The following is a 14,308-nucleotide window of genomic DNA, read 5'->3' on the forward strand; positions in this document are numbered from 1 at the left end:
GATAGTTACTTGCTAGACTGAAGGCATGCCACGGGACTCCAGCCTCACCCGGGCGCGCCTGCTCGACGCCGCCTTCGCCGAATTCGCCGCTTACGGCATCGCCGGTGCTCGGGTGGATCGGATTGCCGAGAGTGCCGGAGCGAACAAGCGGCTCATCTACGTCTACTTCGGGAACAAGGAACAGCTCTTCGACGAGGTGCTGCAACGAGCCATGGCCGAGGGAGCCGAGTCGGTGCCGTTCGACGTCGACGACCTGCCCGGTTACGCCGGCGCCATCTTCGACCACCTGGTCGAACGGCCGGAACTGATGCGCCTTCGACTATGGAAACAGCTGGAACGCCCCACCGCCGCTTCACTGGAACCTGAGGCATTTCGACAGAAAAGTGCCGAGGTGGGCGCCGCGCAGCAGCGCGGCGACGTAGCCCAGGGCATGGCGCCCGAGGACCTACTCACCATGGTGCTCGCGGTCGCCCAGGCCTGGTTCCTGGCCGCCGAAGGTGACGGCGCGGACACCAGCGGCAACCAGACCTGGTCGGACGAACGACTGGCCACGCACCGTGCTGCAGTGGTCGAGGCCGCGCGCCGCATCAGCAAACCGAAGGGCACTGCGGCGTAACGCCATCTCCACACCGAAACACCCCCGCACCCGACAGTCCGCAAGGAGGGCAACCTCACCGTCGGGACGCCACCGAGCCCGACGACCGCTCCGGCCCCGCAACGCCAGTTCTGTGGAGCCAGGCCTGCGTTCGATCCGACAGATCGAACGTTTCTCGCCGCGCTGCCGACGCCGCCAGGTGCGACGTCACGCGCGGACGCTGCCCGCTCGGTTTCGGGCCGGGCGGCGTCCGCGCTGTGGTGTGTCAGGAGATGGCCTTGATGCCGTCGGCGGCGCAGGAGGCGTCGATGTCGCCCGTGGGGGACCCGGAGACGCCGATCCCGGCGACAACGCCACCGTCGAGGGAGATGGGCAGACCTCCGGGGAGGATGTTGAAGCCCTGGATGGAGACCGCTCCGGGGTTGCAGCCCGAATCGAACGACGTCAATCGCAGCAGCGGTCCTCACCCTGGAGCGGCAACGCTGAAAGACCTCAATGATCGCCGTGATCCGCTGTGGCCGGGAACAGCGGCCGTCGCCCGGCCGCTCGTGCCCCGCCCCGGCCTGGATGACATCGGATTGCTCCTCGGGGACATATCACGGGGAACGCCCATCGAGGTGGCCGACGGCACGGTATCGGCCGTCGAGGACATCACCGCCGGCCACAAGGTCGCGCTGCGGGACATTCCCATGGGCGCTCCTGTCCGCAAGTACGGCGAAATCATCGGCGTGGCGCTGGCCGACATCCCCGCTGGCAGGCACGTCCACGTGCACAACCTGGGAATCGGCCGGTGGGAGGAACCACGAGCGAGTACATCGCCGACGCGTACGCGACCTCTCGGTGCGGCTCCCACCCGAGACCATTTCCTCGGATACCGCCGTGTGGACGGCCGCGCGGCGACCCGGAACTACATCGTCGTCGTCCCGACCGTAAACTGCTCCGCCACAGTGGCCGGGATGATCGCGCGGCGGGCCGACGACCTGCACAAGGGGACACCGGGCCTCGACGGCATCATCGCGCTCCCGCACGACCTCGGCTGCGGCATGGGAAAGGGCACTTTGGGGGACGACATCCTGCGGCGGACTCTGCGCGGTCACCTCGGACATGCCAAAGTCGCCGCGGCCCTCGTGATCAGTCTCGGCTGCGAGGTGAATCAGCCGGAGAATCTCCTCGCGGGCGACGACGCGGGGGTCGAGACGCTCACTCGTCGCATGAAACCCGGTGTTCACTCCCGGGGATCAACCTCACTTCCTGAACTCCTCCGGATACGGAGACTGGCGTCCCACCTGGACATCCCTCCCTGGACCATCAAGATCCATTGTCAGGGTGTCCACTCCAAAGGATCAGCCTCATAACGACTTGGTCCGGTACCATGTCCCCGGCCCCGGCTGTGACGTCTCGGGCAACGGCAGCGACGAACGCCTCCGCGCTCCTGGCCGCGAACGGCCCGCTTCAACACTGTTCAGGGACGTCCTCGGCAGCGCCGCAGTGCGGGGCGCCGTCTCCCGCCCGGCGTATTAGTTCGGCGATGCAGGCGAAGGGCACCAGGACCAGCCGCGTGTCACGCGACAGCGCCGCGAGCCTTGGTCGCAGCTCGACCGCTGCAGGGTCGAAGGCGCCACGGCGCCCCCTCAGATCCGTCGTGTCGCCTGCTGGGAAACCATGCCCCGCCACACATGGGCGGCAACCCCGGCGCCCTTCATCGGGCTCGAGCAGTTCCCTGCGGGCGCACAGATACCGGCCCAGTGCGTTGGGCGTCTGCGGCGGCCTCCGCGACCGCCGGGTGTCCGGCCCCTGACCCCGACGTCAGCCTGGGACGGCGCCGGGCTCGCTCCAGTTGCCGACCCGGACCGCAATCGCGGGGGCGCCGACCTGTGTGGCCGCGTCATTGCGCGGCGTGGACGCCGTCGAAAGCGATGGCGAGGACGCGGTCGCGCTGGGCGTCATCGAGGAAGTTGGTGGCGGTGATCCCGGCGACCATCCGCAGCAGGTCGTCGAAGCCCATGTCCGTACGCGCCTGCCCGGCCTTCTGCGCCCGCTCGAGCAGCGGGCCGCCCGCCTGGTACATCGAGTCCTGGCAGGCCAGGAAGACCTCCGACTCGTTGCTGAGCGCGTCGCGGATGGCCCGCTGGGTCACTCTGTAGTCCACGAACCGGCGCAGCCACGAGGTCAACGCCTCCCACGGTTCCAGCGCGGCGACGTCCTGCGCCATCCGGCACAGGGCGTTCACCTCGTCCGCGTAGACGCTCTCGAAGAGATGGCGGCGGGTGGGGAAGTTCCGGTAGAGCGTGCCGATGCCGACGCCCGCACAACGGGCGATGTCTTCCAGAGAGGCCTCGGCGCCGTTCTTGGCGAACGCCTCGCGCGCGGCGGCCAGCAGGGCGTCGTAGTTGCGTGCGGCGTCCCTGCGGTGCGGGCGCTGCGACGCCACGATCTCGCTGAGGGGGAACGGCTGGTCCGTCACTGCTGCCTCCCTGGCCGGAACATGGCCGCGACCGTCCCGCTCGTCACGTGGGTGACCTCCGGACGCAGGTTCTCGATGTGACCCGATACCTCGCGCAACTCCCCAGCGTGGCGCCGCTAGTGACGTCCAGCGGGACGGCGTGGCTGTCGTCGTATGTGGCGCCCCGGCCCCCGCCCGAACTGGGCATGCCGGCACAGGGTGGGTGGGGAGGCACCAAACGGCGGGGCGGGCTGCCGCATGGATGAGTGTGGTGCGGTAGTGGACGGCCGCCGGCAGCACCTGCTCGGCCGGCGGCCGCTGCCGCGGACGACCTCACCCACAGTTTCACCGCCCCGGTCCCGGACCGTCTTCGACAACCGACCGAACCGATCAAAGCGCAACCCTCGAACCATGACCGGATGTCGAACATGCAATCGACATCCGGGCCCGCCCGGCCACCGGCCGTCATGTCACGGAATGAGCAGCAGCTTGCCCACGGTCCCCTGGGATTCGAGGTCACTGTGCGTTTGGGCGGCGTCCTCCAAGGGGTACGTCCGGTCGATCAGGACGTCGAGTGTGCCGTCGCTGACCCACTGCATCACCTGGGATGCGCGCTGCCGCCACTGGTCGGTGGACTCGTGGGGGGCATCGCCGCGGACGTGGACCAGACGAACTCAACCAGCGCAGCCCGTACCGGGTCGCCGAGACCTTCGTCCAGTTGAACGCCATGTTCCCGGGGCGGATCGACCTCGGTCTCGGCCGAGCCACGGCCGGTCCGCTGCTCGACCTCGCGCTGCAGAGTTCCCGCCAGGCGGTCGCCACGCCCGAGCCCTACGACGACAAGGTCGTCGAACTACTGCACTGGTTCGACGGCTTCGAAGACGGCCACCCGTTCGCGCAGGTGCCGTTCTTCGACGGCGTCGCCGGTCGGCCGCAGACATGGATCCTCGGCTCCAGCCCCGCCAGTGCGGTCGTCGCCGCTCGCCTGGGCCTGCCATACACGTTCGCGGCATTCCTCAACCCCGCCGCGGCGCACATCGCCATCGCGACCTATCGCACATGCCCGAGCGGCGCACCCACGACTACGTGCGCAACGGCCTGACCACGCTGTTCGCCGCGTTCGATGTCGCCACGGGTGAAGTCATCACGGCCCTGCACCGCCGGCACCGGGCCGTGGAGTTCAAGAAGTTCCTGATCCGGATCGACAAAGAGGTGCCCGCTCACCTGCAGATCCACCTGATCGTCGATAACTACGGCACCCACAAGACACCGGCGATCAAGGCCTGGCTGGCCAAACACCCGCGGTTCGAGCTGCACTTCACCCTGACCGGCTCCTCGTGGATCAACCAGGTCGAGCGGTGGTTCGGCTACCTCGCCCACCAGATGATCCGCCGCGGCGCACACAAGACCATCCACGCCCTGGAAGCCGACATCCGGGCATGGGTCAAAGCCTGGAACGAAGACCCCAAGCCGTTCATCTGGACCAAGACCGCCGAAGAAATCCTCGACTCACTCGCCCGCTTCTGCCGACGGATCTCCGGCGCAGGACACTAGATGCCGTGCGCGGTGCGATCACCATGCTGGTGATTCACAGGGCCTTGAGGAGCGTGGCGTTGGCCAGCCCACCGGCCCAAGACGTTGCCCTGGCCCTCTTTGTCGGTTGGGCCAGCGGGACGCAGGCGGCTCTGACCACTGCGGCCCTTGGGCTCGTTCTGCTCGGCGCCGTGCTGCAAGTCCAGGGCAGAGCGACCGCGCGAGCCCGTCGCCATGACAGCGAGGCCTGGCGGAGACAGCGCCATTGTGTGCCCCTCGCGTGCCCGATAGGGCGGGAAATCACGGGGACTGGCGGCGAATCACGGGCGCCACGCCACAGAGCGGCAGGTCGGCCATGTCCCAGGTCAGGCCGCATCCGCATACGCGGTCTTCCAAACTGGGGCTCTGGGTGAGTGGGGCCGGAGGGTCCTTCCGCGGCTGGCTTGGGGGGCCGTATAGAGGGTGTGGGGACGCGGGCGCCGTCATGTGCGTTGGATGACCAGCACGGCCACGTCGTCGAGGTGGTCTACCGCGACCGCGGCGTCGAGGATGCGGTCGGCGGTCTCCTCGGCCTTCAGTCCGTCATAAAGGGCCGCGCCGGCCACTGTTCCGGCTCGCTCCAGTCCGGCTTCCAACGTCAGGCCCGGTCCTTCGACCACGCCGTCGGTGACCATGACCAGGGCACTGCCCTCGTCCAGGGTGAAGGTCTCCTCGCGATACTCGGTGTCGGGCACGACTCCCAGGACCGGCCCGCCCGGCAGCTCGCGGACGCTGTGGCTGCCGTCCTCGCGCGCGCACAGCAACGGCACATGGCCGGCGCTGGCGCCGGTGACCCGTCCGTCGCGCGGGTCGAGATGCAGCATGGTGCAGCTGGCGAATCGTGCCGCATCCATCGTGACGAGCAGCTCATTGGTGCGCGTCAGCACGGTTGCCGGATCCGGTTCGTGGGCGGCGATCGCGCGCATGGACAAGCGCACCTGTCCCATGAAGGCGGCGGCGTCCACGTCGTGCCCTTGGGCATCGCCGATCTCTATTCCGATGGCGCCGTCGGGCATCATGAAGGCGTCGTACCAGTCTCCGCCGATATCCAGCCCGTCCCGGCTGGGCCGGTAGCGGGCGGCGACCTCCAGACCCGGGAGGTGGGCGGGCAGCGTGGGGAGCATGGTCTTCTGCAGCGCGGTGGCCAGCTCGACTCGGGCCTGTTGCAACCTGATGCGCCTCAGTGCCTGGCCTGCCAGGTCGGCCAGCGTGCCCATGAGGGTCTGCTCCTCCAGGGACGGCCGGTGTCCGCTTCGATAGGTCATCTGCCACGCCCCGAGGGGTTGGTTGCCGGTCTCGCTGAGGGGGGTGATGGAGATGGTGTAGTCGAAGCCGAGCCGGGCGAACCACGGCAAGAGGACCCCATGCGGCCAGCGGCGGATGTACTCCTCCTGGTCGGGGATGAACTGCGGCTTGCCGCTGCGGATGGCCTCGGGTAGCGCGCTCGGTTGGTCCAGCGGCATCCCGTGCAGGGCCTCGGCCTCCCACATGCCTATCCCGGCATCGGTGGAGACGCGCAGGCGGCCTTCGTCGACGAGTGCGAGCAGGGCACCGCTTGCGCCGAAGGTCGCGGCGAGCCGGGTCAGGACGACCTGTCGCAGCTCCTGCTCCGTGGCCGCAGTGATCAAGGCGGAGGAGAAGTCGGCGATGTCCTTGGCGCGCTGCCGCTCGGCAGTCAGCGCGGCCCGCGCCTTCTTCTTGCGCTTCTCCTGCTTGGTGTCGTCGCGGACCACCCCGAAGATCCGCTCGGGGCCGCCATACCCCAACTGGATCCGACGGGTCTGGGCGGCCAGTTGGTGCCAGCCCTCGTGCTGGGTGAGGTACCGCACACTCACCCAGGGGGACTGGTCGGGGGGCGGGCGCAGGAGCTGCCGGAAGGCCTCCCGGTCGTCGGGATGCACTGCCGAGATCACACTGGAAAGCAACGTAGTGGGAACCGGCAAGAGTGCGGCCAGGGCGGGTGCGCCACCGAGCCATTCCATACTGTGGTCATAGGACGAATACATCCACAGTCCGAGGTCGGCGGCCTCGGTGGCCAGCCGGAACGGGATCAGCAGGCTGGCCAGGTCGTTTCGCGCATCCAGTGCGTGCACCCAGACCAGCTGCTCGTCACCGGCGGGATCCTTCACCTGCCGCGCCTCGATCAAGCAGGCAACGGACGCTCCGCCCGGCCCGGGGAACTCCAGCACCCGCATCGCGACCGTCCTTGTCCTGGCGGCGGCCACCACGAGACTCTCGGCCGACATCCGCTGACTTGCGGGCCACAGATCACCGAAGCCACGTCCCAGGCACTGCTCCGCCGGCCTACCCAGCGCCGTGGCCATCGCAGCGTTGAGACCGTTGATGACACCGTCCAGCGTCACAAGAGCCGCCGGGTCAGCACTTCGAAGGAGTTCGTCCGAGGCGTCCATCTGTGGCCCCCTGGCACATGGCAAAACAGCTCTCTTCGGTAATTTTCGCGCATTTTGCTGCGTGATCTTTGATAAAGGGTGTGTTTGGTCGCATACGTCGAGTGACGACGGCAGGGAACCGGCGGGAAAGGTCGACGGCCGCCCGCGAAGAAGGGGCGACGGATGACGCCGGACCAAGCGGCTGGCGGACGGGGGCCAGCCGCCCCGTTCCTCGCGCACATCGCCGACACCGATCCGGCCGCCGCCCGGGCATGGCTGGCCACCCCGGCCGACAAGGGCCTCTCTCGACGCTGCGCCTAGCGGTCCAGTGGGCGCGGGCCGTCCCGCGCGCCGAGCGGACGCGTGAGTGGATCCTCGCGGTGGAGGGCCTGCTGTCCAGCGTGATCGAGGACGAGCACACAGGCCATCGGGCACTGCACGCCGTCGCCGAACGCGCGGCCGCCGTCGAGGCACAGGCCGCCGAGCCGGCCGAGGCCGGGGACGTCGACGCTACCGAAGTGGCGATCGGGGCGACGGTGGTGCTGGCACGCTACGCAGCAAGGGGGTGATACGCGCGCGACCACTTCAGCTCCGGCCCCGCCGCCGGGCACGCTCGACTTCGGCTGAAATTTTGGCGGCAGCAGGGCTGGCCAGGAACACCCTGGCCGGCACCGCTGCTTGCCCGTAGGGCGGCTACGCCCAGCGGATCGGCCGCATCGCCTCGCGTCGCAGGCATTGCACCGGCAGGGAGGCTTGGCGAGTCTGCGATTGCTCTGAGCACGGTCCAAGACCTCGTGATCCCCGGCTGGGCTGAGGACCTGGAGCGCTACGTGACCCTCATGGAAAACCTGCTTGTCACGCCCGTAGTTCCCAGCCTGATCCGGCGACTGCCCAGTCATCACAGAACCATCACCCGAGCGCCACATCCGGCGAATCTCTGCCCTAGGATTCCTCCCTGCGCCACATCACCTGCGCTTTTCATGGGTCGCGCATAGCCCGGCTCCCTCGCCCCATGGAAGGCGCTCATGACTCGCTGGCTCGCTCTCAGAGGGCGTTTGAAGTGAGCAGATTGCCTTTTACGTCCTAGTACGTTCCTCGCCAGGTGGGTGTCGTCTCGTCCGTTATGCGCCTGGCGAGGTTGTCGATCGAGGCGATGTGGATCATGGCCTCGGAGCTGGCGGTGAGGGTCTCGTAGTCGCGGGCGAAGCGGCGGTGCATCATGATCCAACCGATACTCCGCTCCACCACCCAGCGCCCTTTCACGACCTGAAAGCCGCGGCTCTTCGGATTCCGGTTGACGACTTCGACGTCGATTCCGAGGGTGGCGCCGTGCTCGACGACGGCATTCTTGAAGCCGGTGTCGACCCAGCTCTTCGAGATGGTCGGGTACGTCTCCTTCGCCTGGTCGAGGAGGCGGGTTCCCAGGGCGTTCTCCGAGAGGCCGGCGGCGGTGACGGTCACGGCGAGGATGAGTCCGATCGTGTCGGTGAGGATGCCTCGCTTACGGCCCACGATTTTCTTCGCGGCGTCCGTTCCCTGGCTGGTCACGGGCACGTTGGTGGAAGTCTTCACGCTCTGCGTGTCGATCACGGATGCGGTCGGCTCGGGCTTGCGCCCCTCTTTCACTCGCGCCAGTCCGGTCAGGTCGTAGTTGAGCTGGGCGAAGATTCCTTCGTCGCGCCAGGCGGCGTAGTAGGCGTAAACGGTGCCGTGGTTCGGGAAGTCGTGCGGGAGGTATTTCCAGGGGATTCCGGTGCGGTTCACGTAGAGGATGGCGTTGAAGACGTCCCGTAAATCGACCTTGGCCGGCTGTCCGGTTGGTCTGCGGTCGAGTCGGGCCTTTCTCCAGGCCGTCAACGTCGGCTCGATCAGGGCCCATCGGGCGTCGGACAGGTCGCTGGGGTACGGCTTGCGCTCGCTCGCGGCGTAGCGTGACCACGTGCGAGGCGGAGGGCTCGGTTCCGTCGTTCATTGGGCGATTCCACGGCAAGTTCAAACCAGACGGACTTCCAGGCATGGAAGCGAACGAGATGGATGGCCGAGCCTCCGCCCTGGAGACCGCCATTCGCCGCCCATGGGGTGAAGGCCCTCAGAGTAGGGCAGGAGCGAGAGCTGCATTTAGGGCTTGACCTGCATAAACGCCCTCTCAGACCTCGACGTCTGGCAGGTGCACTGACCGCTGTTGAAATCTGCGTCGCGGCACTCCTGGTGGTCGGGTGTGGGGAATCGGCGCCTCAGCCTGCAGTTACGGTCACGGCAACCGTTACTGCGACTACCACCGCAACGATCACTGCTACCCCGCCAGCCCCGGCCTCAGGGTCGCCCACGCAGGAGACAACGCCCCCGGCCACCAAGGCCCACGTTCCACAGGGAGAGCTGGCGCTGGTCGAGTGGCATGATCAGGCAGCGACGAACAAGTGCGTGCAGGTGATCTCCTAATGCGGCTTTGGTCGAGCGTCTGCGCGCTGGCTCTCCAGTTGCCGTTGGTGTGCGCTCAGCGCTTTCTGGAAGAGCGGGTGGAACGGCCCGTTCTTCCAGGAGGAGCGCACCATGGCGCAACCGGTTAGTCGGCCAACGATCAGCGCTGAGCAGTTCAGCCGAGTGTGTGACGAGATCAGGAGCACGGCAGCGCCCGAGAAGAGCGCTCAGTCCATCCGGGACTGCGCTCTGCGCATCGTGCAGACCCTGGGCCTGGCGCTGTCCACGGACGACCTGAGCAGGCTCCTCGCCGAACTCATGGCCCCTGGGGCGGCCCCACCCCCAGGGAGCCCTCACTACACCCGAGAGGCCATCCTGGACATGCCTGACGAACAGCAAGGAGAAGACGAAGGTCCAGTCAGGTAGAGCGCCGTCACGACTGATTGCATCCTCAGCTCGCCGGAGGACGCTTGGTCCCCACCGCCCCATCATCGATGGCAAGCAGTCAACAGCAGCTGGTACAGGACAGCGGAGGACAGGCCCGGGCACACCTTGGGCGGTACGGCTCGCCCCAACACCGAAGCCGGGACCCCGGTGGCGACTTACCTTTGAGCGCTCATCTGGGCAGGAGCATGTACCCGGCCGGTCGCCACCGTCTCAGTTTCCGTCTCATTCACCGCCGTTCGCGGACGTTCAGGCGAGACCAGAGGCCCACTCCCGCACTCCGACCATGCGCCCATGAACCCAAGTGAACGCTCCCGCACACACCCCAACACCCCACCACCACAGTTGGAAAGCGTGCCCTTCGGGCGGCGCGCTCGACGTCCTGACCCGCGTGTGCCCGGATGGAATCCGCATCTCGGGACGGAGAACTGCGCACGGAGAACGCACTGGCGAAGTTCGGAGACCCGGACGCTGAGCACGACAAGGCAGAGGCCGCAGCTCGGCCAGCTCGTGCTCGGCGGTCGTCCCGGTAGGAGTGGTGGTTCCGGCCGTCATGGCCGTATGGCAGCGCGCGGCGGGCCGCCGGGACAGGGCCGGAACCGAGCCGTGCGGTGGGCGGTCGCTGTTCGTCGGCGAACGGTGCGGCGAGCGGTCGACCACCTACGGTACGACCGTCACCGGCCAGCGCCCCGCCTTCACCAGCCGGATCGCGACTGACCCGATGATGCGGTGGCCGGCCTGCTCGGAGGCGCCCACCACGACCGCGTCCGCCTTCAGCTCGTCGGCCGCCTCGACCAGACCGTTGTAGGGGTCGCCGCGGAACGTGTGAAACTCCCAGCGCACATCGAAGATCCCCCTGACGCGCTCAGCGGCCTCGCGGATGTACTTGACCAGGTCCTCCGCGATCTCGTTGGTCGTCTCAGCCACCGGTACCCCGAGCGCCGCCCCCGCCGCCATCACGGGCTGCACGTACACGATCGCAAGCAGCGCGCGCTGTCGTCGGGCGAGACCGCCGGCATAGTGCGCCGCCCGGAGCGAGGAGTCGGAGCCGTCGACCCCGACGACGATGACCTTGGGCCCGTCCGTTCCCCGCTCGAACTGATGTGAGTGTTCTTCCTTCACGGCTTGAGGCTATCGGAAACCGCAGGTCCGAGGCCCGTGCGGGCGCCGGGGAATTCCACACGGGGCCGACGGGGCGGGTGGGCGTCACGCCGAACGTCCCGGCCCGACCATCGACGGACGCCGGGCTCCGCCACTTCCTAGGTGCTCTGACCGCTATGGTTCGCCGGGTTGAGAGGGAGGACCGGGGTGTTCGTCGAGATCGTCTTCGTGGGGCTGCCGATCGACCGTGATGAGGTCGAGGAGGCTTTGGAAGCGGCGTTCGAGCTCGACGGCGAGGTCACCGGCGCGGGCAGTGGCATGGATCGTTGCCATCTTGACCTTGAAATCGTGGAGGGCTCGGACACGACTGCGGCCCTGGAGCGGCTGCGGGCGGTGCTGTCCGATCTGGGGGTCGCGGACTGTGCGACCTCGAACGTCAGCGAGTGATCAGGCTGCCATTCGCGCGCGTCCGCCCCAGCGGATGCCCATCTCGCTGCGGATCCGGGCGCGTTCACGGCGCTCGGCCGCCAGGACTTCTCGGTGGCGAGCGTTGGCGTTGCGCCAGCGCAGGTAGGCGTGCAGTGCCCGGGTCTGGACCGTGTGGTTGCGGTGGTTGGAGTTGGCGATGGTGAATTGCCGCAGAGGCCCGAAGTGGGCCTCGATCGGGTCGGCCCAGGACGCGCAGGTCGGGGTGAAGCACAGCTCGACCCGGTGCTTCCTGGTCCAGCGACGGATCTCCTGGCCTTGTGGGCGGACAGGTTGTCCAAGATGACGTAGACAGGAGCGCCGTCCGGCCGGGCCGCGCGGATCGTCCTGAGGGCCGCCAGCGTCTTGCCGGCGCCCTTCCTGCGCCGGTTGACGCCCCACAACTTGTCGTCGCCGACCGAGTAGCAACCGTGGAAGTAGCGGACCCCGTGGGTGCGGTGGTAGGTGGCCGAGTACCGCTCGGGGTGGCCGGAGGGGGACCAGCCCGTGCCTGCGGCGGGCCTGATGCCGAGGGGACCGAACTCGTGCACACTACCGGGTCGCGCCCCAAACTCGTCGTCTCGTCCGACGGTCGCGGGGTGGTCGGCACGGCCGCTGTGCGGAGGGCCGCGCGAGTCTCGGCCTTCTTGCGTTCCCGGAGCCCCGGGGCTGCTGCCTGCATGGAGACCCGGTCCTTTCCGCAAGGCGCGAGTGCCGGCGTATCCGCTGGCTTTATACTGCACTGATGAAAGTTTGCATTACTGCAAACTGTCTCGTAGCGTGGTGACGTGACAGGGGCATATGGACATATTTCAGGTAGTTCCGTCCATAAACAGGCTTCTGTGAACCGTCTCCGCCTAAGGACAAAAACATGGGTGTGCAGGTCAGGGGGGTCATCGCAGCCCGCGGCACCGCCGTTCGGTCGCTCAGGCAGGTGATCGCCCAGAAGCGGCTCTCCCAGCGGATACGGGAAGAGGGCCGGCCTTTCTCGCCGGCGCTCCTGTTTCCGCTGCTCGTGATCGTGCTGGACTCGGTGGCGGCCTTCTTCGCGCCCCACCTGCAGTTCTACCGGTTGATCGGGGCGGCCCCGGCGCTGGCCGCGGCGATATTCTCCGTGGCCGGCACGCTGGGCATCGGGCTGCTCGCCCTGATGGCCGGGTTCGCCATCGCCGCCGCCGACCACAATCTGGGCCACGCACCGGGCAATTTCACCCTGCTCGCGATCGTGGTCGTCACCCTGGCCGCCGCCTACGCCAGCCGGGTACGGCAGAACCGGGAGCACACCCTCGCCCAGGTCCGCTCCGTGGCGGAGACCGCACAGCGGGTGCTGCTGCGCCCACTCCCGCAGCACCTCGAAGACATCGACGTCGAGGTGCTCTACCAGGCCGCCGCCGCGCAGGCCCGCATCGGCGGCGACTTCTACGAGGCGATGCAGACCCCGTACGGGGTGCGGCTAATCATCGGCGACGTCCGCGGCAAGGGACTTCCGGCCGTCGAGGTCGCCTCGGTCATCCTCAGCACGTTCCGGGTGCTGAGGATGAGCGCACCCGACCTGCCGTCCCTGGCAGGACATATGGAGACCGTCATGAGCCATTACTCCCGGAACGGCCCCGACGACGGGCTGGAGCGCTTCGCCACCATCGTGCTCGTGGAGATCCCCGCCGGGGAACCGATCGCGCGCGTGCTCAACTGCGGGCACCCCGCACCCCTGCTGTTGCACGGCGGCGAAGTGCGCGAGGTGGAGCCCAGCGCGCCGTCACCACCCATCAACATGGCGAACCTGCTCGGCCACCCCTATCAGGTCGACACCATCCCCTTCTCCGCCGGCGACCGCCTGCTGCTCTATACCGACGGCGTCAGCGAGACCCGCGACCGGACCGGGGCGTTCTACCCCCTCGCCCAGCGCGTCCGCCGATGGGCCCTTGCCCCGTCCCGCCAACTCCTCGACCACCTCCACCAGGACCTGCTCGCCTACTGTCACGGCACCCGCGACGACGACCTCGCCGCCCTCGTCGCCCACCGCGTCACACCAGCCGGCCGGGAACCGACGGAACTCGACCGCGCTATCCCCGCACAGCGCGGCCCCACTGGACCATCCGGCGCGCCTACTGCCGGGCTCTCTTAGCGGCGCCCGAATGGCGTGATCCGGCCGTCGCCAGCCTCTCCAGCAAGCGGGCGGCCGGCGGCGCTCGCCGGGTCGGGTCAACTCGGGGGAAGGCCGGCGGCGAGCCGGTCAAAGGCTTCACCGACAAGCGCTTGCAGGCCTGAGGTCCCGGTTTCCGGTGCCCAGACGCTAAAGGCCGCGCGGAACGCTGACGCCGCGGCGCCCGCGAGGAGCTGCGAGTAGAGACTGTCGCCCGTCTGCCCGGCGCGTTCGGCGAGGGCATCGGCGAGCCTGGTCTGGTTGCGGATCATCCCGTGGACGATCGTGGTGCGCAGTTCGGGGTATGCCGTGAGCACCCTGTCACAGGCCTGCCAGCCGGTGCTGGCGGCGAGGCTGGGGAAGGTCTGCTCGATCGCCCGGCGCACCGCGGTCAGCGGCGGCTCAGCGGCCGGGCGCGCGGCCAGTTCCGTGATGACTTCTTCGATGAGGTGCTTGTCCCAGGGCAGGAGCGCTTCCTCCTTTGCATCGAAGTAGTTGAAGAAGGTTCGCGCGGAGACCCCGGCCGCCTCGCAGATGTCGCTCACCGTGACGGCGGCGGGGCCACGCTCGAGGAACAGGCGCACGGCCGCTGCGCGGAGGGACGCGCGAGTCTCGGCCTTCTTGCGTTCCCGGAGCCCCGGAGCTGCTGCCTGCATGGAGGCCCGGTCCTTTCCGTAAGCGTATCCGCTGTCATCATACTGCACGGGTGTAATTTTGCACTACTGCAAGTTTTCTCG

The 14,308-nt window shown here is 68.2% G+C and carries 13 protein-coding genes and 3 pseudogenes; 8 read left to right on the forward strand and 8 right to left on the reverse strand.

The window, feature by feature from the left end; all coding sequences use genetic code 11:
• Nucleotides 1-25 precede the first annotated feature (25 nt).
• On the forward strand, nt 26-616 hold the full coding sequence (locus ACWCQS_RS44235) for a TetR family transcriptional regulator (RefSeq protein WP_351222017.1): 591 nt from the start codon (nt 26-28) through the stop codon (nt 614-616).
• Nucleotides 617-860: 244 nt separating this feature from the next.
• Here the strand turns inward: ACWCQS_RS44235 and ACWCQS_RS44240 are convergent, their stop codons facing one another.
• Complete coding sequence (locus tag ACWCQS_RS44240; protein WP_451009770.1) at nt 861-1,001, reverse strand: heme-binding protein; 141 nt, start codon at nt 999-1,001, stop codon at nt 861-863.
• On the opposite strand from ACWCQS_RS44240, the pseudogene ACWCQS_RS44245 reads away from it, so the two are divergent.
• Together ACWCQS_RS44245 and ACWCQS_RS44250 are read left to right on the forward strand one after the other, a co-directional pair.
• Nucleotides 1,001-1,081 (forward strand): annotated as a pseudogene (locus ACWCQS_RS44245) (IS5/IS1182 family transposase); the annotation flags it as partial. The gene ACWCQS_RS44240 and the pseudogene ACWCQS_RS44245 overlap by 1 nt on opposite strands.
• 131 nt (nt 1,082-1,212) lie before the next feature.
• Nucleotides 1,213-1,950, forward strand: a complete 738-nt coding sequence (locus ACWCQS_RS44250) for a UxaA family hydrolase (protein WP_451009771.1) — start codon at nt 1,213-1,215, stop codon at nt 1,948-1,950.
• A 530-nt stretch (nt 1,951-2,480) separates the two neighbouring features.
• Here ACWCQS_RS44250 and ACWCQS_RS44255 read toward each other — a convergent pair.
• On the reverse strand, nt 2,481-3,059 hold the full coding sequence (locus ACWCQS_RS44255) for a TetR/AcrR family transcriptional regulator (RefSeq protein WP_351222020.1): 579 nt from the start codon (nt 3,057-3,059) through the stop codon (nt 2,481-2,483).
• A 449-nt stretch (nt 3,060-3,508) separates the two neighbouring features.
• Nucleotides 3,509-3,706 (reverse strand): zinc-binding dehydrogenase, encoded by a 198-nt coding sequence (locus ACWCQS_RS44260; RefSeq protein ID WP_451009772.1) that lies wholly within the window; start codon nt 3,704-3,706, stop codon nt 3,509-3,511.
• Here ACWCQS_RS44260 and ACWCQS_RS44265 point away from each other — a divergent pair.
• Both ACWCQS_RS44265 and ACWCQS_RS44270 read left to right on the forward strand, forming a co-directional pair.
• Complete coding sequence (locus ACWCQS_RS44265; RefSeq protein WP_451009765.1) at nt 3,646-4,140, forward strand: LLM class flavin-dependent oxidoreductase; 495 nt, start codon at nt 3,646-3,648, stop codon at nt 4,138-4,140. The two genes, ACWCQS_RS44260 and ACWCQS_RS44265, sit on opposite strands and share 61 nt — an antisense overlap.
• Nucleotides 4,098-4,592, forward strand: a pseudogene (locus ACWCQS_RS44270) (IS630 family transposase); the annotation flags it as partial. The gene ACWCQS_RS44265 and the pseudogene ACWCQS_RS44270, both read left to right, overlap by 43 nt.
• Nucleotides 4,593-5,053: 461 nt before the next feature.
• On the opposite strand, the gene ACWCQS_RS44275 reads toward ACWCQS_RS44270, so the two are convergent.
• Nucleotides 5,054-7,240 carry a SpoIIE family protein phosphatase gene (locus ACWCQS_RS44275; RefSeq protein ID WP_451009766.1) on the reverse strand — a complete coding sequence of 729 codons (2,187 nt, stop codon included), beginning with the start codon at nt 7,238-7,240 and terminating at the stop codon, nt 5,054-5,056.
• Between the two features lie 32 nt (nt 7,241-7,272).
• On the opposite strand from ACWCQS_RS44275, the gene ACWCQS_RS44280 reads away from it, so the two are divergent.
• Entirely contained in the window at nt 7,273-7,569 is a 297-nt protein-coding gene (locus tag ACWCQS_RS44280; protein WP_351222023.1) for a hypothetical protein, read from the forward strand.
• Between the two features lie 514 nt (nt 7,570-8,083).
• Here ACWCQS_RS44280 and ACWCQS_RS44285 read toward each other — a convergent pair.
• Both ACWCQS_RS44285 and ACWCQS_RS44290 read right to left on the reverse strand, forming a co-directional pair.
• Nucleotides 8,084-8,893 carry an IS5 family transposase gene (locus ACWCQS_RS44285; protein ID WP_351222047.1) on the reverse strand — a complete coding sequence of 270 codons (810 nt, stop codon included), beginning with the start codon at nt 8,891-8,893 and terminating at the stop codon, nt 8,084-8,086.
• A 1,629-nt stretch (nt 8,894-10,522) separates the two neighbouring features.
• Entirely contained in the window at nt 10,523-10,984 is a 462-nt protein-coding gene (locus ACWCQS_RS44290) for a universal stress protein (RefSeq protein ID WP_351222024.1), read from the reverse strand.
• Nucleotides 10,985-11,170: 186 nt separating this feature from the next.
• Between ACWCQS_RS44290 and ACWCQS_RS44295 the strand changes: the two genes are divergently transcribed.
• Nucleotides 11,171-11,410, forward strand: a complete 240-nt coding sequence (locus tag ACWCQS_RS44295) for a hypothetical protein (protein WP_351222025.1) — start codon at nt 11,171-11,173, stop codon at nt 11,408-11,410.
• Here ACWCQS_RS44295 and ACWCQS_RS44300 read toward each other — a convergent pair.
• Nucleotides 11,411-11,976: pseudogene (locus tag ACWCQS_RS44300) on the reverse strand (transposase); the annotation flags it as partial. It abuts the gene before it with no gap.
• A 323-nt stretch (nt 11,977-12,299) separates the two neighbouring features.
• Here ACWCQS_RS44300 and ACWCQS_RS44305 point away from each other — a divergent pair.
• The gene (locus ACWCQS_RS44305; protein ID WP_351222026.1) at nt 12,300-13,553 is read left to right on the forward strand and encodes a PP2C family protein-serine/threonine phosphatase; all 1,254 of its coding nucleotides are present in this window, start codon (nt 12,300-12,302) and stop codon (nt 13,551-13,553) included.
• Nucleotides 13,554-13,630: 77 nt separating this feature from the next.
• On the opposite strand, the gene ACWCQS_RS44310 is transcribed toward ACWCQS_RS44305, so the two are convergent.
• Nucleotides 13,631-14,275, reverse strand: coding sequence for a TetR/AcrR family transcriptional regulator (locus tag ACWCQS_RS44310; RefSeq protein ID WP_451009767.1), 645 nt, complete (start codon nt 14,273-14,275; stop codon nt 13,631-13,633).
• Nucleotides 14,276-14,308 lie beyond the last annotated feature (33 nt).

This window comes from Streptomyces sp. NPDC002076, from assembly GCF_053593835.1.

Coding starts and splice junctions, on each gene's coding strand:
- ACWCQS_RS44235 (WP_351222017.1), top strand. CDS start 26: ATGCCACGGGACTCCAGCCTCACCCGGGCGCGCCTGCTCGACGCCGCC.
- ACWCQS_RS44265 (WP_451009765.1), top strand. CDS start 3,646: ATGCGCGCTGCCGCCACTGGTCGGTGGACTCGTGGGGGGCATCGCCGC.
- ACWCQS_RS44280 (WP_351222023.1), top strand. CDS start 7,273: ATGGCTGGCCACCCCGGCCGACAAGGGCCTCTCTCGACGCTGCGCCTA.
- ACWCQS_RS44305 (WP_351222026.1), top strand. CDS start 12,300: ATGGGTGTGCAGGTCAGGGGGGTCATCGCAGCCCGCGGCACCGCCGTT.